The 15,480-nt window shown below is 61.9% G+C and carries 19 protein-coding genes and 1 pseudogene; 6 read left to right on the top strand and 14 right to left on the bottom strand.

Going from position 1 to position 15,480, the window contains the following annotated elements; genetic code table 11:
* Nucleotides 1-44 precede the first annotated feature (44 nt).
* The 3 genes from GUY40_RS03825 to GUY40_RS03815 are packed head-to-tail and all read left to right on the top strand — an operon-like array spanning nt 45 to nt 2,570.
* Nucleotides 45-842, top strand: a complete 798-nt coding sequence (locus GUY40_RS03825) for a transporter substrate-binding domain-containing protein (RefSeq protein WP_166567662.1) — start codon at nt 45-47, stop codon at nt 840-842.
* 38 nt (nt 843-880) lie between these two features.
* Nucleotides 881-1,843 carry an amino acid ABC transporter permease gene (locus GUY40_RS03820; protein ID WP_166567616.1) on the top strand — a complete coding sequence of 321 codons (963 nt, stop codon included), beginning with the start codon at nt 881-883 and terminating at the stop codon, nt 1,841-1,843.
* Nucleotides 1,836-2,570 (top strand): amino acid ABC transporter ATP-binding protein, encoded by a 735-nt coding sequence (locus tag GUY40_RS03815; protein WP_166567615.1) that lies wholly within the window; start codon nt 1,836-1,838, stop codon nt 2,568-2,570. Before GUY40_RS03820 ends, GUY40_RS03815 begins: the two co-directional genes overlap by 8 nt.
* 105 nt (nt 2,571-2,675) lie before the next feature.
* On the opposite strand, the gene GUY40_RS03810 is transcribed toward GUY40_RS03815, so the two are convergent.
* The 12 genes and pseudogenes from GUY40_RS03810 to ubiE all read right to left on the bottom strand — a co-directional run bounded on the left by GUY40_RS03810 (nt 2,676) and on the right by ubiE (nt 11,245).
* A complete protein-coding gene (locus GUY40_RS03810; RefSeq protein WP_166567614.1) occupies nt 2,676-3,128 on the bottom strand; it encodes a methyl-accepting chemotaxis protein in 453 nt (150 codons plus the stop codon).
* A gap of 102 nt (nt 3,129-3,230) precedes the next feature.
* Nucleotides 3,231-3,944, bottom strand: coding sequence for a methyl-accepting chemotaxis protein (locus GUY40_RS28675; RefSeq protein ID WP_371924702.1), 714 nt, complete (start codon nt 3,942-3,944; stop codon nt 3,231-3,233).
* Between the two features lie 141 nt (nt 3,945-4,085).
* Nucleotides 4,086-5,147: pseudogene (locus tag GUY40_RS28670) on the bottom strand (methyl-accepting chemotaxis protein); the annotation flags it as partial.
* A gap of 95 nt (nt 5,148-5,242) precedes the next feature.
* Nucleotides 5,243-5,950, bottom strand: a complete 708-nt coding sequence (locus GUY40_RS03800; RefSeq protein WP_166567612.1) for a 16S rRNA (uracil(1498)-N(3))-methyltransferase — start codon at nt 5,948-5,950, stop codon at nt 5,243-5,245.
* Nucleotides 5,947-6,741, bottom strand: coding sequence for a twin-arginine translocase subunit TatC (gene tatC / locus GUY40_RS03795; RefSeq protein ID WP_166567611.1), 795 nt, complete (start codon nt 6,739-6,741; stop codon nt 5,947-5,949). The genes GUY40_RS03800 and tatC overlap by 4 nt, the downstream gene beginning before the upstream one ends.
* Nucleotides 6,738-7,133, bottom strand: coding sequence for a Sec-independent protein translocase protein TatB (tatB, locus tag GUY40_RS03790; protein ID WP_166567610.1), 396 nt, complete (start codon nt 7,131-7,133; stop codon nt 6,738-6,740). The genes tatC and tatB overlap by 4 nt, the downstream gene beginning before the upstream one ends.
* Before the next feature lie 3 nt (nt 7,134-7,136).
* Nucleotides 7,137-7,412, bottom strand: coding sequence for a twin-arginine translocase TatA/TatE family subunit (locus GUY40_RS03785; protein ID WP_166567609.1), 276 nt, complete (start codon nt 7,410-7,412; stop codon nt 7,137-7,139).
* A gap of 39 nt (nt 7,413-7,451) precedes the next feature.
* Complete coding sequence (locus tag GUY40_RS03780; RefSeq protein WP_166567608.1) at nt 7,452-7,781, bottom strand: phosphoribosyl-ATP diphosphatase; 330 nt, start codon at nt 7,779-7,781, stop codon at nt 7,452-7,454.
* A gap of 1 nt (nt 7,782) precedes the next feature.
* Complete coding sequence (gene hisI / locus GUY40_RS03775; RefSeq protein WP_166567607.1) at nt 7,783-8,175, bottom strand: phosphoribosyl-AMP cyclohydrolase; 393 nt, start codon at nt 8,173-8,175, stop codon at nt 7,783-7,785.
* Nucleotides 8,176-8,247: 72 nt separating this feature from the next.
* Complete coding sequence (ubiB, locus tag GUY40_RS03770) at nt 8,248-9,855, bottom strand: ubiquinone biosynthesis regulatory protein kinase UbiB (RefSeq protein ID WP_166567606.1); 1,608 nt, start codon at nt 9,853-9,855, stop codon at nt 8,248-8,250.
* On the bottom strand, nt 9,852-10,475 hold the full coding sequence (locus GUY40_RS03765) for an SCP2 domain-containing protein (protein ID WP_166567605.1): 624 nt from the start codon (nt 10,473-10,475) through the stop codon (nt 9,852-9,854). Before GUY40_RS03765 ends, ubiB begins: the two co-directional genes overlap by 4 nt.
* Nucleotides 10,475-11,245, bottom strand: coding sequence for a bifunctional demethylmenaquinone methyltransferase/2-methoxy-6-polyprenyl-1,4-benzoquinol methylase UbiE (gene ubiE / locus GUY40_RS03760; RefSeq protein WP_166567604.1), 771 nt, complete (start codon nt 11,243-11,245; stop codon nt 10,475-10,477). The genes GUY40_RS03765 and ubiE overlap by 1 nt, the downstream gene beginning before the upstream one ends.
* Nucleotides 11,246-11,375: 130 nt before the next feature.
* Between ubiE and GUY40_RS03755 the strand changes: the two genes are divergently transcribed.
* The 3 genes from GUY40_RS03755 (at nt 11,376) to GUY40_RS03745 (ending at nt 12,887) form a co-directional block, all read left to right on the top strand.
* Nucleotides 11,376-11,651, top strand: coding sequence for a polyhydroxyalkanoic acid system family protein (locus GUY40_RS03755; protein WP_166567603.1), 276 nt, complete (start codon nt 11,376-11,378; stop codon nt 11,649-11,651).
* 107 nt (nt 11,652-11,758) lie between these two features.
* Entirely contained in the window at nt 11,759-12,181 is a 423-nt protein-coding gene (locus GUY40_RS03750; protein WP_166567602.1) for a phasin family protein, read from the top strand.
* A gap of 10 nt (nt 12,182-12,191) precedes the next feature.
* Nucleotides 12,192-12,887, top strand: a complete 696-nt coding sequence (locus GUY40_RS03745) for a phasin family protein (RefSeq protein WP_166567601.1) — start codon at nt 12,192-12,194, stop codon at nt 12,885-12,887.
* A 262-nt stretch (nt 12,888-13,149) separates the two neighbouring features.
* Here the strand turns inward: GUY40_RS03745 and GUY40_RS03740 are convergent, their stop codons facing one another.
* Both GUY40_RS03740 and phaC read right to left on the bottom strand, forming a co-directional pair.
* Nucleotides 13,150-13,764 (bottom strand): TetR/AcrR family transcriptional regulator, encoded by a 615-nt coding sequence (locus tag GUY40_RS03740; protein WP_166567600.1) that lies wholly within the window; start codon nt 13,762-13,764, stop codon nt 13,150-13,152.
* An 18-nt stretch (nt 13,765-13,782) separates the two neighbouring features.
* Nucleotides 13,783-15,465 (bottom strand): class II poly(R)-hydroxyalkanoic acid synthase, encoded by a 1,683-nt coding sequence (gene phaC / locus GUY40_RS03735; protein WP_166567599.1) that lies wholly within the window; start codon nt 15,463-15,465, stop codon nt 13,783-13,785.
* Between the last annotated feature and the right edge of the window lie 15 nt (nt 15,466-15,480).

Genomic DNA, 15,480 nt, shown 5'->3' with positions numbered 1-15,480 from the left:
GCGCGTCCACGATTAGCGCAGTTTTTGCTGGGGATCTGGTGATGATGAAAAAATATCTGTCGATGCTGCTGATGGGCGTGTCCGCCCTGGTCGCCGTGAGCACCGCACAAGCGGGCGCCATTGATGACGCAGTCAAGCGCGGTACCCTGCGGGTGGGCATGGACCCAACCTACATGCCATTCGAAATGACCAACAAGCGCGGTGAAATCATCGGCTTCGAAGTCGACCTGCTCAAGGCCATGGCCAAGTCCATGGGCGTCAAGCTGGAGCTGGTCTCCACCAGCTACGACGGTATTATTCCGGCCCTGCTGACCGACAAGTTCGACATGATCGGCAGCGGCATGACCCTGACCCAGGAGCGCAACCTGCGCGTCAACTTCAGCGACCCCTTCATCGTGGTCGGCCAGACCCTGCTGATCCGCAAGGAGCTGGCAGACAAGGTCAAATCCTATAAAGACCTGAACAGCGAAGAATACCGCATCACCTCCAAGCTGGGCACCACCGGCGAGATGGTCGCCAAAAAGCTGATCGCAAAAGCCAAATACCACGGCTATGACAACGAGCAGGAAGCGGTCATGGACGTGGTCAACGGCAAGGCTGATGCCTTTATCTACGACGCCCCTTACAACGTCGTGGCAGTCAACAAGGTCGGCAACGGCAAGCTGCTGTTCCTCGACAAGCCATTCACCTACGAGCCGCTGGCGTTCGGCCTGAAGAAAGGCGACTACGACAGCCTCAACTGGATCAACAACTTCCTGCACCAGGCCCGTGAAGACGGCACCTACGATCGTATCCATGACAAGTGGTTCAAAGACACCGCCTGGCTCAAGGAAATGGAATAAGGCTCACGCCTGACGCCATGCATTGACGGAAGCTCCCAGTGATCAAACACAAAAAAGCCCAGTGGCCCTGGCACGCGCTGACCGCGCTGGTCCTGATCGGTCTGGCCTTCAGCCTGTATATCGCGACCACCTCGATTTCCTATGAGTGGCGCTGGAACCGTGTCCCGCAGTACTTCGCCTACCAGGCGGAGGAGGCCCAGCGGGCCGTGGGTTACGGAACGGTCGAAGCCATCGTTCAGAAGGGCGCTACCAGCACGGTCACGCTGCGTGACGAAGACGGCGCCCAACAGGTGCTCGACGTCGACACCGCCAGCCTGCAGCTGGCCAAGGGCGACGACGTGGCCGAAGGCGATGTCATCGGTGTGACCCACCACTGGGCTGCCGGCCCGTTGGCCTGGGGCTTGTGGACCACAGTGTGGATTTCCGTCGCCTCCGGCGTGATCGGCTTGCTGATCGGGTTATTTGCCGGCCTTTGCCGGCTCTCCAATAACCCGACGCTGCGAGACCTGTCGACGGTCTACGTCGAACTGGTGCGCGGCACGCCGCTGCTGGTACAGATTTTCATTTTCTACTTCTTCATCGGCACGGTGCTGAACCTGTCCCGTGAGTTCGCCGGGGTGGCGGCGCTGGCGCTGTTCACCGGCGCTTACGTGGCCGAGATCGTCCGCGCCGGGGTGCAGTCGATTGCCCGTGGCCAGAGCGAGGCGGCTCGCTCGCTGGGCCTGAACGCCAGCCAGTCGATGCGCCACGTGATCCTGCCGCAGGCGTTCAAGCGCGTGCTGCCGCCGCTGGCCGGGCAGTTCATCAGCCTGGTCAAGGACACCTCGCTGGTGTCGGTCATTGCCATCACCGAGCTGACCAAGAGCGGGCGCGAGGCGATCACCACGTCGTTCTCGACCTTCGAGATCTGGTTCTGCGTCGCCGGGCTGTACCTGCTTATCAACCTGCCGCTGTCGCATATCGCCAGCCGGCTTGAACGGAGGCTCGCGCAAAGTGATTGAAGTTCGCGATCTGGTTAAAGTCTTCGATACCCGTGGCCAGGTGGTGCGCGCGGTCGACCACGTCAGCACCCACGTGTCCAAGGGCGAAGTGCTGGTCGTACTCGGGCCTTCGGGCTCGGGCAAGTCGACCTTCCTGCGCTGCCTGAACGGCCTTGAGGCGTTCGACGAAGGGTCGGTCAGTATCAACGGGCTTCGGCTCGACGACCCGAAAACCGACATCAATGCCTACCGGCGTGAAGTCGGCATGGTGTTCCAGCATTTCAACCTGTTCCCGCACATGACCGTGCTGGAAAACCTTTGCCTGGCTCAGAAGGTCGTGCGCAAGCGCGGCAAGAAAGAGCGCGAAGACAAGGCCCGGGCCTTGCTGGAAAAGGTCGGTATCGGCCAGAAGGCCAACGAGTTTCCGTCCCGTTTGTCCGGTGGCCAGCAACAGCGCGTGGCCATCGCCCGGGCGCTGGCGATGGACCCGAAAGTCATGCTGTTCGACGAACCAACCTCGGCGCTCGACCCGGAAATGGTTGGCGAAGTGCTGGATGTCATGAAGAAGTTGGCTGAAGAAGGCATGACCATGGTCTGCGTCACCCACGAAATGGGCTTTGCCCGTGAAGTGGCAGACCGGGTGCTGTTCTTCGACCATGGCAAGTTGCTGGAAGACTCGCCGCCCGAAACCTTCTTCGAATCGCCGAAAGACCTGCGCGCCCAGGCGTTTTTGCGGCAGGTGTTGTAGAGGGTGTTTGCGACACCGCGATCAGTCCCCTCTCCCCTTCGGGGAGAGGGTTAGGGTGAGGGGTGAGGGGTGAGGCCAGCTGCTACACCCGAAACCGCCCCACCATCATCTGCAACTGCCCACCCAATCGCTGCAACTCCTCCCCGGCATCTGGATCTGCTGCTGGGCCACTTCGATCTGCCGCAACAGGGTCTCGATCAACGACAGCAGGCGCCGCTGTTCTGCATTTTGCCCGCTCTCGGAGGATGTCAGCAGCATGCGCCGTTCCACGGTCTCGACCGCTTCGGTGAGCTGCTCTTCGCGGCTATCGGGCAGTGCGCGGGTCTGCTCACGCTCGGCGACGTTCTTGTCCAGCGACTGAAAGTCTTGCTTGAACCGTTCCACAACGCTCAGCTTGGACGACAACATCTCCAGGTCCGCCGGGTTGCGAAACCGCCGGCGCAGGTCACCCAGCAGGCTTTCCAGCTCAACGATGGCCTGGGCGATGGCGGCCTTGCTGTTGTCATCATTGAGCACTCGAAAGGTGATGGTGGGAGCAAGGCTTGCCTGCGATGGCATCACCGCGGTGTATCTGATACACCGTATCGCCTGCATCGCGACGGTTCGGCGCCCCGACAAGCTTTGCCCACAGTTGCCCCCAAACATGGGATCTCCCACAAGTCAGATGCGGAACCGCCCGACCAGACCTTGCAAGTGAGTCCCCAACCGCGCCAGCTCGACGCTGGACGCAGCGGTTTCTTCACTGGCGGCGGCGGTCTGATCGGAAATATCGCGCACGTTCATGACGCTGCGGTTGACCTCCTCGGCGACGCTGCTTTGCTGCTCGGCGGCTGCTGCAATCTGTTGGTTCATGGCCTGGATCGCGGACACTGTCTGGGTGATGGTTTCCAGCGCGGTGCCGGCACGGCGGGTCAGGTCGACGCTGCTGTCGGTCAGTTCGCGGCTGCTGTCCATCGCGCTGGCCACTTGTTGGGTGCCGTGTTGCAGGCCGGCAATCAGCTCTTCGATCTCTTCGGTGGATTTCTGCGTGCGCTGGGCCAGGCTGCGCACCTCATCGGCGACCACTGCAAAGCCACGCCCGGCCTCACCGGCGCGGGCGGCTTCGATGGCAGCGTTCAGGGCCAGCAGGTTGGTCTGTTCGGCGACCGACTTGATGACATCGAGCACGCTGCCGATCTTGCCGCTTTCCTGCTTGAGCTGGTTCATGGCATCAGTGGAATGCCCGACTTCAGCGGCCAGGCGCTCGATCTGGCGGATGGCTTCGCTGACCACCTTGTCGCCTTCGCGGGCCTGCTGGTCGGCGGCGACGGCGGCTTCGGAGGCTTCCTCGGCGTTGCGCGCCACTTCCTGCACAGTCGCGGTCATCTCGTTCATGGCCGTGGCCACTTGATCGGTCTCGACCTTCTGATTGTTGACCCCGGCGCTGGTCTGTTCGGTCACGGCCGACAGCTCCTCGGCGGCGCTGGCGATCTGGGTAACGCCATCGCCGATACCGCCAATCAACTCCCGCAGGTTGCGGGTCATGCGCTGGATGCTGTGTTGCAACTGGCCCATTTCGTCACGGCGCTCGACCTTCAGGTCGTGGCTCAGGTCGCCATCGGCTACCCGTTCCACAGCGGTGAGGGTCTGGCGCAGGGGGATGACGATCTGGCGAGTGATGACCCAGGCCGAGACGATACCGAACAGCAGCGCCAGCAAGGTCACCAGGGCAAGCGTGGAACGGGCGCTGGCGGAATCCTCATCGCGCACCTGGGTTTGTGATGTGGTCAGCTCGCTGCTCATCTGCAGCAGCACAGTGCCTTGCAGCTGCATGCGGTTCAGGGCATGGGTGCTCGATTGCTGGGCTTCGCTGTATTGAACGACCGCCTGGCGATAGGCCGTCAGCGCATCTGCGGCGCTGCCGAGGTTGGCAGCGTGCTCGCCCGGTACTTTGCCCGGCAAGGCATCCAGCGCCGCGATGGCTTGATCCACGGCCGCCAGGGCGCCCTGTTCGTACTCGCTGTTGCCGCTGTAGGTGTAGCCGCGGACCTGGTAACGCGCTCGCTGCACCAGCTTGCCCAGTTCACTGATGCTGTTGAACTGGCTCAGGCTTTCACCCTGCAGCAGGGTGTTCTCGATTTGGCTGATCAACGAAACGGCGCGCTCGGCGCTGCTGCCCAGATTGTCGCGGCTGGCTTCGCGGCGGGCAACGGCCTGGGTCAGGTCAGAAAAGGCGCGTCGGTATTCAGCGACGGCGGTTGCCTGTTTGTCGAGGCGGGCAATGTCCTGGGGTTGTTCAAGGCGCAGGCGCAGGCTTTGCAGGCGCTTGTCGAGGTCGTCAAGCACCTTGACCACCGCGTTAGCGGCCTCGGCCGTGCTGTCCTGGGTGTAAGTGAAGCGGTTGATACGCAGCGCCTGGGTCAACTCGCTCAAGCCCGAAATGGCGCCCAGGGTGTCGCCGCGGTTGATCACGCCGCCGAGCCCGAGCCAGCCGGTGGCGGTGATCAGCAGCGTCAATAGCAGGACCAGGCTGAAGCCAAGGCCGAGTTTGAGGTTGACGCTAATGTTTCCAAGCTTTTGGGCGAACCAACGGTACATGGCAGGGCTCCATTGTGCGCAGCCGGCACAAGTGATTGTTTTAATGCCAAGGATGTCGGCTCGCGCGGCTAAAACTGTAGCCGGGCGAGGTGAATTCAGAAGAGTCGGGCGAGCAGGGCGGTGACCGCTGTTTCGACCCGCAAGATACGTTCGCCCAGCTGCACGGGCTGCAAGCCAGCCTTGCCCAGCAAGTCGATCTCGTAGGGGATCCAGCCGCCTTCCGGGCCGATGGCCAGGGTGACCGGCTCATCGAGCCCGCGCGGGCAGGCCGGGTAGTTGCCGGGGTGGCCGACCAGCCCGAGGGTGCCGTCGACCATGGCTGGCAGGCGGTCTTCGACGAAGGGCTTGAAGCGCTTTTCGATCAGCACTTCAGGCAGGCGTGTGTCGCGCGCCTGTTCAAGCCCCAGCACCAGTTGCTCGCGAATGGCCGCAGGCTCCAGAAACGGGGTTTGCCAGAAGCTCTTTTCGACCCGGTAGCTGTTGACCAGCACCAGTTTCGGCACGCCCATGGCCGCCACGGTTTGCAGCACCCTGCGCAGCATCTTCGGCCGAGGCAGGGCCAGCACCAGGGTCAGCGGCAGTTTGGCCGGTGGCGGTTGGTCGAAACTCACCTGCAGCTCGGCTTCATGGCCTTCAAGGCGCAGCACCAGGGCCTGGCCCATCAGACCGTTGAGCTGGCCGACGCGCATCGTGTCCCCGACTTCGCAGCGGTGGACTTCCTGCATATGCGTAAAGCGGCGATCACGCAGGACCACCCGGTCGGCCGCTACAAAGTCGGCCTCCTCGAGTAACAGCAGGTTCACGGTTGAGTTGCTGGCGGCTGCGGGTGGTCAGAGTCAGCGGGCTCGTCGCTGTCGTGTTCGCTGCGCTTGCGGATCAAACCGCCAAACAGCACACCGATCTCGTACAGCAGCCACATGGGCACGGCCAGCAGGGTCTGGGAGAAAATGTCCGGCGGTGTCAGGATCATGCCGACCACGAAGCAGCCGATGATCACATACGGGCGGATCTTCTTCAGGTATTTGACGTCGACCACGCCGATCCACACCAACAGCACCACCGCGACCGGAATCTCGAAGGCCACGCCGAAGGCGAAGAACAGCGTCATGACGAAGTCCAGGTAACTGGCGATATCCGTCATCATCGCCACGCCATCAGGGGTGGCATGGGCGAAGAACTGGAAGATCAGTGGGAACACCAGGAAGTAGGCAAACGCCATCCCGGCATAAAACAGAACGATGCTCGACACCAGCAGCGGCACGGCAATACGTTTTTCATGCTTGTACAAGCCCGGTGCGATAAAGCCCCAGATCTGGTGCAGGATCAACGGAATCGCCAGGAACAGCGCAACCATCATCGTCAGCTTGAACGGGGTCAGGAACGGCGAGGCGACGTCGGTGGCGATCATCGTCGCGCCAGCTGGCAGGTATTCGCGCAGTGGCGCCGACACCAGGGTGTAGATCTGCTGTGCGAAGGAGAACAGCCCGGCGAAGATCAGGAAGATGACCGCAACGCAGCGCAACAGGCGCGTGCGCAGCTCGGTGAGGTGCGAAACCAGCGGCATCTGCTGGTCGTTTTCCGGAATATCGCTCATGGGGCTCGCGGTGGCAGTGGTGTGTCGGAGGGAGAAGGCGTGACGGGCGCCGGCTCGGAAACGTTCGGGGCTGGGGTTGCGACCACCAGCGGCGGCACGGCGGGCGTGCTGTCCTGGCTGATAACGGTGGGCTGCGCCTCGGCCTGCTGCGGGTTGAAGATCTTGCGAGCCTCCTGTTCCATCGACAGGATGTGTTCGTTGTGCAGCTGGCGACGGATCTCGTCAGCGCCGATCTCGCGTTCCACTTCCTGCTTGATGGCATTGAAGCTGCGCTTGAGCCGGCCGACCCACAGGCCGGCCGTACGCGCGGCGCCGGGCAGACGCTCCGGGCCGAGTACCAGCAGGGCCACGAGACCTACGAGCAGCAGTTCACTGAAGCTGATCCCGAACATTTATCAGTCTTTCCTGATCGGCTCTTCGACCTTGTGCGCCTGACCTTCAATGGTCTGAGGCTGGTTCAGCGGCGAAGTGGCCTGTGGGTTGACCGGCTGCACCGGCTGTACCGGTTGCACGGGCGGTTCGGCGGGCTTTTCGTCATCGTTCATGGCCTTGCGAAAGCCCTTGATCGACTCACCGATATCGGTACCGAGGTTCTTCAGCTTTTTGGTGCCGAACACCAGTACCACGACAACCAGAATGACGACCCAGTGTTTCCAGTCAAAAATACCCATGCTGCAACTCCTCGTGACGTTTATTGGGTCTGGCGCGGATCAGGGCTGACGCGCTGCCTTCTCGGCGTGCCCGGAGAGGCCGAAGCGGCGGTCCAGCTCGTCGAGCACGGCCTGCGGATTCTGGCCCAGGGCCGATAGCATCACCAGGCTGTGGAACCACAGATCGGCGGTTTCATAGATGACGTCGCTGCAGTCACCGCTGATGGCGGCGTCCTTGGCAGCGATGATGGTTTCGACCGACTCTTCGCCGACCTTTTCCAGAATTTTGTTCAAGCCCTTGTGGTACAGGCTGGCCACATAGGAGCTGTCGGCGGCGGCGCCTTTGCGCGCTTCCAGCACTTCGGCCAGACGGGTCAGGGTGTCACTCATGTCAGTGTCCTGCGCAGTAGATGGCGTGCGGGTCCTTGAGGACCGGGTCGACGGTTTTCCATTCGCCGTTCTCGTGGACGCGATAAAAGCAGCTTTCGCGGCCGGTGTGGCAGGCAATATGGCCAACCTGTTCTACCATCAGAATGATCACGTCGGCATCGCAATCCAGGCGCATTTCATGCAAATGCTGCACATGTCCGGACTCTTCGCCCTTGCGCCACAGTTTGCCACGCGAGCGTGACCAATAAATGGCGCGGTTCTCGGCGGCGGTCAACGCCAGCGCTTCGCGGTTCATCCAGGCCATCATCAGTACGCGCCCGGTCTTGTGATCCTGGGCAATGGCCGGGACCAGGCCATTTTCATCCCATTTGATCTCGTCCAGCCAGTCTCTCATCTTTGACTCCGAAACCGAGTTCGATCCTGTGCCGAACTCTTGCCCTAGTGTGCCAGCCGCAGGGGCAACTGGCTATCGACGCGCGATCAGATAGACGCCTGCGCCCAGCATCACCCAGGCCGGCCATGCGGCCATTGTGGTGGCCGCGCCGCTGGTCGCCGCGACCGTGGCGCCGGCTGCCATCAACACCCCGCCCAACAGGCGCAGGGCACGGCTGTCACCGGATTGCTTCCGGGGCGGGGGCTGATCTTCGGCATGGGGTTGCGACAGGCGTTCGAGCAGATCGCGGGTCATGTTGGCCAGGCGAGGGAGTTGCTCGACCTGGCTCTGTACATTTTGAAACAACGATTTTGGGCTGACCCGGTCGCGCATCCAGCGTTCCAGGAACGGCTGGGCGGTGCTCCACAGGTCCAGGTCCGGGTACAGCTGACGGCCCAGGCCTTCGATATTGAGCAGGGTTTTCTGCAGCAGCACCAGCTGTGGCTGCACTTCCATGTTGAAGCGCCGGGCGGTCTGGAACAGGCGCATCAGCACCTGGCCGAAGGAAATGTCCTTGAGCGGCTTCTCGAAGATCGGCTCGCACACGGTGCGGATCGCCGCTTCGAATTCGTTGAGCCTGGTTTCCGCCGGCACCCAGCCTGAATCGATGTGCAGCTGCGCCACGCGCCGGTAGTCGCGCTTGAAGAAGGCAAACAGGTTGCGTGCCAGGTAGTCCTGGTCCTGCGGGGTCAGGCTGCCGACGATGCCGCAGTCGATCGCAATGTACTGCGGGCTCCAGGGCTGCACGGTGCTGACGAAGATGTTGCCGGGGTGCATGTCGGCGTGGAAGAAGCTGTCCCGGAAGACCTGGGTGAAGAAGATTTCCACGCCGCGTTCGGCCAGCAGTTTCATGTCGGTGCGCTGGTCGGCCAAGGTCGCGAGGTCGGTCACCTGGATGCCGTAGATACGCTCCATGACCAGCACTTTGGGACGGCACCAGTCCCAATACACCTGTGGCACGTACATCAGCGGCGAGCCCTCGAAGTTGCGCTTGAGCTGGCTGGCGTTGGCCGCCTCGCGCAACAGGTCGAGTTCGTCGTAAATGGTTTTTTCGTAGTCCAGGACCACTTCCACCGGGTGCAGCAGGCGGGCGTCGGCCGACAGCCGCTCGGCCATGCGCGCCAGCAGGAACAGCCAGGCCAGGTCCTGGGCGATGATCGGCTTGAGGCCCGGGCGGACGACCTTGACCACCACTTCTTCACCGCTCTTGAGCTGCGCGGCGTGAACTTGCGCCACCGACGCCGAGGCCAGCGGCTCGACATCGAAGCGGCTGAATACCTCGTTGACCGGCGCCCCCAGTTGTTCTTCGATCAGCTTGACCGAGAGTTTCGGGTCGAACGGTGGCACCCGGTCCTGCAGGCGCATCAGCTCATCAGCGATGTCGGCCGGCAGCAGGTCGCGGCGGGTCGAGAGCAGTTGGCCGAACTTGATGAAGATCGGCCCCAGGTCCTGCAAGGCCAGTCGCAGGCGTGCGCCACGGGTGAGCTCCAGCGGTTTGCGCGGCAGCCAGCGCCAAGGCATGGTAAAGCGTATCGCCATCAGCCACCAGGGCAGGGGCAGGGCGAACAGCAGGTCATCAAGGCGGTAGCGGATCACGACGCGCTGGATGCGCAACAGACGGCGGACGGCAAGCAGCTTCATGCGTTATCGCTGGATTCAAGGGATCGGGCAAGGCGCTCAATACGCGCCTCAAGGCGTTCTACATCAAGTTTGAGCTGATCGAGCTCGCTGAAGCGCACTTCCGCTTCACGTTGGCCGACCAGGGTCCGGGCTTCTTCGCTGAGGTACTCGGACAGGTTCTGGTTGAGGCTGGCCAGGCTTTGCCGGGTCCAGTTGGCGCGGCTGCGCACCTGGCTGCTGAACAGCTGCGTGGCGATCGGGCCGATCCAGCGTGACAGCTCGTATTCCCAGTCCAGCTCCAGGTCCTGGAGTATCGCGACCAGGCCCAGCAGCACCGCGCTGTCGCCTTCAAGCTCGACCTGCGGGCTATGCAGCACGGCGCTCTTGTCCTGGCTCAGGGCCAGTTGCAACAGGCTGGCAGCCGGTGCGCGCAGGGTGCAGTCGGAGTCGGCGGCCCAGTGGCCGGCCAACAGCAGGCCGTCGTCGCCGGGCAGGATGAACACCTGCAAGGACGGGTTGCGGCAGTCGATCGCAATCACCTTGCCGTCCAGCGCCTGCAGGCGCTGGATGGCGGTGCTGTCCAGCCGCAGAACACGGTTCAGACCGTGTTCGACGCCGGCGAGGATGCCGCCCAAGAGCATCAGGGCTTGATACCGCGGTGCAGGGCGACAATGCCAGAGGTCATGTTGTGGTAGGTCACACGGTCAAAACCGGCGTCGACCATCATGGCCTTCAGGGTCTCCTGGTCGGGGTGCATGCGAATCGATTCGGCGAGGTAACGGTAGCTCTCCGAGTCGTTGGTAATCAGCTTGCCGGCCAGCGGCATGAAGGCGAACGAGTAAGCGTCGTAGACCTTGGACATGAGCTTGTTGGTGGGCTTGGAGAATTCCAGCACCAGCAGCCGGCCACCCGGCTTGAGTACGCGCAGCATGGAGCGCAGCGCGTCTTCCTTGTGGGTCACGTTGCGCAGGCCGAAGGCGATGGTCACGCAGTCGAAATGGTTGTCCGGGAACGGCAGCTTTTCGGCGTCAGCCTGGACGAACTCGATATTGCCGGCCACGCCGACGTCCAGCAGGCGGTCACGACCGACCTTGAGCATGGAGGCGTTGATGTCAGCCAGCACCACCTGACCGGTCGGGCCGACCAGATGGGAGAACTTGCGGGCCAGGTCGCCCGTGCCACCGGCGATGTCCAGGACCCGATTGCCCGGGCGTACGCCCGACAGCTCGATGGCAAAGCGCTTCCAGAGCCGATGCATGCCGCCGGACAACACGTCGTTCATCAGGTCGTACTTGGCGGCGACCGAGTGGAACACCTCGGCGACCTTTTCGGCCTTCTGACTTTCCGGCACGTTCTTGTAGCCGAAGTGAGTGGTGGGTTCGGCATTGCTGCCTTTGCGCTGATCGTTCATATCGCTTCACCGGAAAAAATTACCGGCCATTCTAATCCCGGTGGCCGTCTTTGTCTTGGCGGATGGCTCGCCGAACGTTCCGGGCTACTATAGGCCGCATAAAGCATCACTTTTAATCAGGATACCGTGCATGACCCAGATTAGCGTCGAACGCAAACACAGCCTCGGCCGCGAGGCCGCCCGCCAGAAAGCCGAGGTGCTGGTGGAAAAACTGTCGAAGCAATATGACCTCAAGGCTCATTGGAACGGCGATACGCTCGAGGTCAAGCGCAGCGGTGCCAACGGCACCATTCAGATTGGCGAGGACAGTATCAAGGTCGAGCTGAAGCTCGGGATGATGCTGTCGATGATGGGCGGCACGATCAAGTCAGAGATCGAGCGGGCCCTGGACAAGGTCCTGGTTTAACGCCGACCTTAGGGTGTCCATTCTAATTTTTGTCATTAACCTGTGCTTCAAGCCTCGGATATCAAGAGGCCGTTCCTCAATATCTTCCCTAGCGTGAGGTGCAAGGCATGGCCAAGGTTTCTCTGAAAAAGACTATCAAAGCGCCGACCGGCGCCATCGGTGAGGTGCGTTCATACGCGCGTCGTATCTGGCTGGCAGGTCTGGGCGCATACGCCCGCGTTGGTCACGAAGGCGCCGAATACGTCAGAGAGCTGATCAAGACCGGAGAAGCGGTCGAGCAGCAAGGCAAGCAGCGCATCGACCACGAGCTTGATGCGGCCAACAACGAAATCGAATCGGTAAAAAGCACCGTGACCAGCGTCAAGGGCAAGGTCGAAGTTCAACTCGACAAGATCGAAAACGCCTTCGACAACCGCGTGGCCAGTGCCTTGAATCGCATCGGAATTCCATCCAGGCATGACGTTGAGACACTCTCTGCTAAGCTCGATGAGCTGACGGCATTGCTCGAACGTGTCGCGGACAAACAGTAAGGAGAGCGGGATGGCTGGCAAAAAGAATGTAGAGAATGAAAGCAGCTCGTGGGTGGGTGAAGTTGAAAAATACTCCCGCCAGATCTGGCTTGCCGGTTTAGGCGCCTATTCGAAAGTCAGCAAGGACGGCAGCAAGCTGTTCGAAGCGCTGGTCAAGGATGGCGAAAAGGCCGAGAAAGCCGCCAAGAGCGAAGTTGAAGACAGCGTTGATGCCGTCAAGTCGTCGACCAAGTCGCGTGTCAGCGGGGTCAAGGACCGTGCGCTGGGCAAGTGGAGCGAGTTGGAAGAGGCCTTCGACAAGCGTCTTAACAGCGCCATTTCGCGTCTGGGCGTGCCGAGCCGCAACGAGGTCAAGGCACTGCACCAGCAGGTTGACACGCTGACCAAGCAGATCGAGAAACTGACCGGTCAATCGGTTACTCCGATCAGCAGGGCCAAGCCTGCTGCTGCCAAGACCAAGACCGCTGCGGCCAAACCGCTGGCCAAGGCGGCCAAGCCTGCAGCAAAAACCGCGGCCGCCAAACCGGCAGCAGCCAAGCCTGCCGCAGCGAGAAAGCCTGCGGTGAGAAAACCAGCCGCGGCCAAGCCAGCGGTAAAACCGGAGGCACCAGCGGCTTCGGCAGCCCCGGCGTCCAGCGCTGCACCGGCTGCCTCCCCGGCACCGACCCCATCGGCAGCCCCGGCTTCGCCTGCAAGCCAGTCCTGATTCCATCAGGCAAAACGAAACGCCCGGCCCCCAAAGGCCGGGCGTTTTCGTTTCAGGGATTTATCGGTGGGGGGAAATGAATTCAAAGTAAACGCTGACCTCTGTGGGAGCAAAGCTTGTCGGGGCGCCGAACCGTCGCGATGCAGGCGCTGCGGTGTATCTAACTAGACCGCGGCGATGCTATCGCGGGCAAGCCTTGCTCCCACACCGGTCTCCATTCCTCCCACACCGATCTCCATTCCTCCCACAGTGTCGCGACGGGTTACTGCTCCAGATACTTGAGCGCCAGCTGCTCCGCCGCATGCCGCGACTCGTTCTGCAAGTGCGGTGCCACCAGCATCATGACCTGATACACCACCACACCCACTTCACCCTCGCGCGCCACAATCCGTTGGTAATCCAGCGAGAACAGAAGCGTCATGGTGATCTGTTCCACCAACTGGCCCAGCGTCCGCGTGTCGCTCACCACCTGGCCCTGGGCTTTCAGGGCAGAGAGCAACGCTGCCAGCGTGCGCTTGAGGGCACTGAGCAGATTGCGGATACCCCGCGCCAGCTTTGGCAGGCGGCCGCTCAGGTTGGAAAGGTCCTGGAACAGGAACCGGTATTGCGCCATGCGCTCGACGATCAGGTGCAGGAACAGCCAATAGTCCTCGGCCTCCAGGCGCACGTTCGCCGGCGGGTCGAGCAGAGGTGTCAGTTCATCTTCGAAACGCTCGAACAGCCCGAGAATCAGTGGCTCCTTGCCATGGAAGTGGTAGTAGAGATTGCCTGGGCTGATGCCCATTTCATTGGCAATCTCCAGTGTCGAGACGTTCGGTTCGCCCTGCTGGTTGAACAGCTGCAGGGCGCATTCGAGGATACGATCGCGGGTTTTCATCCGGTCTTCTTGGTCTGCTCAGCGTATATGTACGTAGGTGCCCGGTGCAGCTTCCATCGGTGGGTAGTTCTGGTTGCCGACGGCCATCACGGTTTCACGCTGGACGCCTGAGCGCTCCTGAATCCAGCTCAGCCACTGCGGCCACCAACTGCCCTCCACCTTTTGCGCATCGAAATACCAGGCGCGTGGGTCGCTGCTCAGTTTGGGGTTGTCGATGTAGTTGGCCTTGGGATTGCCTGGCGGGTTGAGGATGCTCTGGATATGTCCGCTGTTGGCCAATACGAAGCGCTTGTTACCACCCAGCAACAGGGTCGATCGGTACACCGCATCCCAGGGGGTGATGTGGTCGTTGATGCCGCCAACGCTGAAGCTGTCCACCGTGACCTTTTGCAAGTCGATCGGCGTGCCGCAGACCTCCAGCCCACCCGGATGGGTGAGCGGGTTGTGCTTGAAGAAATCCAGCAGGTCGCCGTGCAGTGCCGCCGGCAAGCGGGTGTTGTCGTTGTTCCAGAAAAGGATATCGAAGGCCGGTGGCGACTTGCCGAGCAAGTAGTTATTGACCCAGTAGTTCCAGATCAGGTCGTTGGGGCGCATCCAGGCGAACACCCTGGCCATGTCCTGACCGCTGAGCACGCCTTGCTGGTAGGACCGGCGCTTGGCCGCTTCCAGGGTTTGCTCGTCGACGAACAGAGTGGCCGGGCTGTCGATCTGGCTGTCGAGCAAGCTGACCAGATAGGTGGCACTGCTGATGCGGCGCAGTTGGCGCTTGGCCTGCAGATGACCTTGCAGTGCGGCGATGGTCAGGCCACCGGCGCAGGCCCCCATCAGGTGGACCTCGCGGCTGCCGGTGATTGCCCGGCAGACGTTCATGGCTTCTTCCAGTGCCTCGACGTAGGTGGACAGCCCCCACTCGCGATGCCGCGGATCCGGGTTGCGCCAACTCACCATAAACGTTTGCAGGCCGTTCTTCAGGGCGTACTGAACGAAGCTGTTGGACGGGCTCAGGTCGAAGATATAAAACTTGTTGATTTGCGGCGGCACCACCAGCAGCGGCCGGGCGTATTGTTTTTCGCTCATGGGCTTGTACTGGATCAGCTCCAGCAGTTCGTTGCGAAATACCACCGAGCCCGGCGTGGTGGCCAGCGACCTGCCAACCTCGAAGGCTTGCTTGTTGACCTGGCTTGGCAAGCCGTGGTTGTGACGCAGGTCGTCGAGCAAGTGGGTGAGACCTTTCACCAGGCTCAGGCCGCCGGAGTTGAACAGTTCCTTGACCGCCATCGGGTTGAGCAGGGAGTTGGTCGGCGACAAGGCGTCATTGATCAGTGTAAACACGAAGTGCGCCCGGGCCCGGTCATCCTCGCTCATCTTGCTTTCGTCGATCCATTGCCGGGTGTGTTTCTGCCAGCTCAGGTAGGCCTGCAGGCCCCGCCGGTAAAACGGGTTGAGCGACCAGGCCGGGTCGTTGAAACGATTGTCATGGGCGTGGGGCTTGTGCAGCGTGTCGCCGATCAGCACACGACCCAACTGCCCGCCCAGGGCCAGGGCGTGGCGAGCGGTGTGCACCGGGTGGCGCAGGCCATGGCGGGTGACGGTACGTAACGTCGAGATCAGGTCACGCCCGCGCAGGCCCGTGATTGCGCTTTGTACATTGATGAAGGTCGCAGGCGAGGGCGGTGACCCCTTCGCGGGTTTGTCTTTCATGGGGCAACACTCCGT

Origin of the sequence: Pseudomonas sp. R5(2019), from assembly GCF_009905435.1 — a bacterium.
In the GTDB taxonomy this organism is placed as follows: Bacteria; Pseudomonadota; Gammaproteobacteria; order Pseudomonadales; family Pseudomonadaceae; genus Aquipseudomonas.
This window is presented reverse-complemented; position numbering and strand designations above follow the sequence as displayed.

What these genes read in the sequence shown, in the direction of transcription:
- GUY40_RS03825 (WP_166567662.1), top strand. Translation starts at nt 45, where the DNA reads ATGAAAAAATATCTGTCGATGCTGCTGATGGGCGTGTCCGCCCTGGTC.
- GUY40_RS03810 (WP_166567614.1), bottom strand. Translation starts at nt 3,128, where the DNA reads ATGCCATCGCAGGCAAGCCTTGCTCCCACCATCACCTTTCGAGTGCTC.
- GUY40_RS28675 (WP_371924702.1), bottom strand. Translation starts at nt 3,944, where the DNA reads ATGAACGAGATGACCGCGACTGTGCAGGAAGTGGCGCGCAACGCCGAG.
- tatC (WP_166567611.1), bottom strand. Translation starts at nt 6,741, where the DNA reads ATGAGCGATATTCCGGAAAACGACCAGCAGATGCCGCTGGTTTCGCAC.
- tatB (WP_166567610.1), bottom strand. Translation starts at nt 7,133, where the DNA reads ATGTTCGGGATCAGCTTCAGTGAACTGCTGCTCGTAGGTCTCGTGGCC.
- GUY40_RS03785 (WP_166567609.1), bottom strand. Translation starts at nt 7,412, where the DNA reads ATGGGTATTTTTGACTGGAAACACTGGGTCGTCATTCTGGTTGTCGTG.
- GUY40_RS03780 (WP_166567608.1), bottom strand. Translation starts at nt 7,781, where the DNA reads ATGAGTGACACCCTGACCCGTCTGGCCGAAGTGCTGGAAGCGCGCAAA.
- hisI (WP_166567607.1), bottom strand. Translation starts at nt 8,175, where the DNA reads ATGAGAGACTGGCTGGACGAGATCAAATGGGATGAAAATGGCCTGGTC.
- ubiB (WP_166567606.1), bottom strand. Translation starts at nt 9,855, where the DNA reads ATGAAGCTGCTTGCCGTCCGCCGTCTGTTGCGCATCCAGCGCGTCGTG.
- GUY40_RS03765 (WP_166567605.1), bottom strand. Translation starts at nt 10,475, where the DNA reads ATGCTCTTGGGCGGCATCCTCGCCGGCGTCGAACACGGTCTGAACCGT.
- ubiE (WP_166567604.1), bottom strand. Translation starts at nt 11,245, where the DNA reads ATGAACGATCAGCGCAAAGGCAGCAATGCCGAACCCACCACTCACTTC.
- GUY40_RS03755 (WP_166567603.1), top strand. Translation starts at nt 11,376, where the DNA reads ATGACCCAGATTAGCGTCGAACGCAAACACAGCCTCGGCCGCGAGGCC.
- GUY40_RS03750 (WP_166567602.1), top strand. Translation starts at nt 11,759, where the DNA reads ATGGCCAAGGTTTCTCTGAAAAAGACTATCAAAGCGCCGACCGGCGCC.
- GUY40_RS03745 (WP_166567601.1), top strand. Translation starts at nt 12,192, where the DNA reads ATGGCTGGCAAAAAGAATGTAGAGAATGAAAGCAGCTCGTGGGTGGGT.
- GUY40_RS03740 (WP_166567600.1), bottom strand. Translation starts at nt 13,764, where the DNA reads ATGAAAACCCGCGATCGTATCCTCGAATGCGCCCTGCAGCTGTTCAAC.
- phaC (WP_166567599.1), bottom strand. Translation starts at nt 15,465, where the DNA reads ATGAAAGACAAACCCGCGAAGGGGTCACCGCCCTCGCCTGCGACCTTC.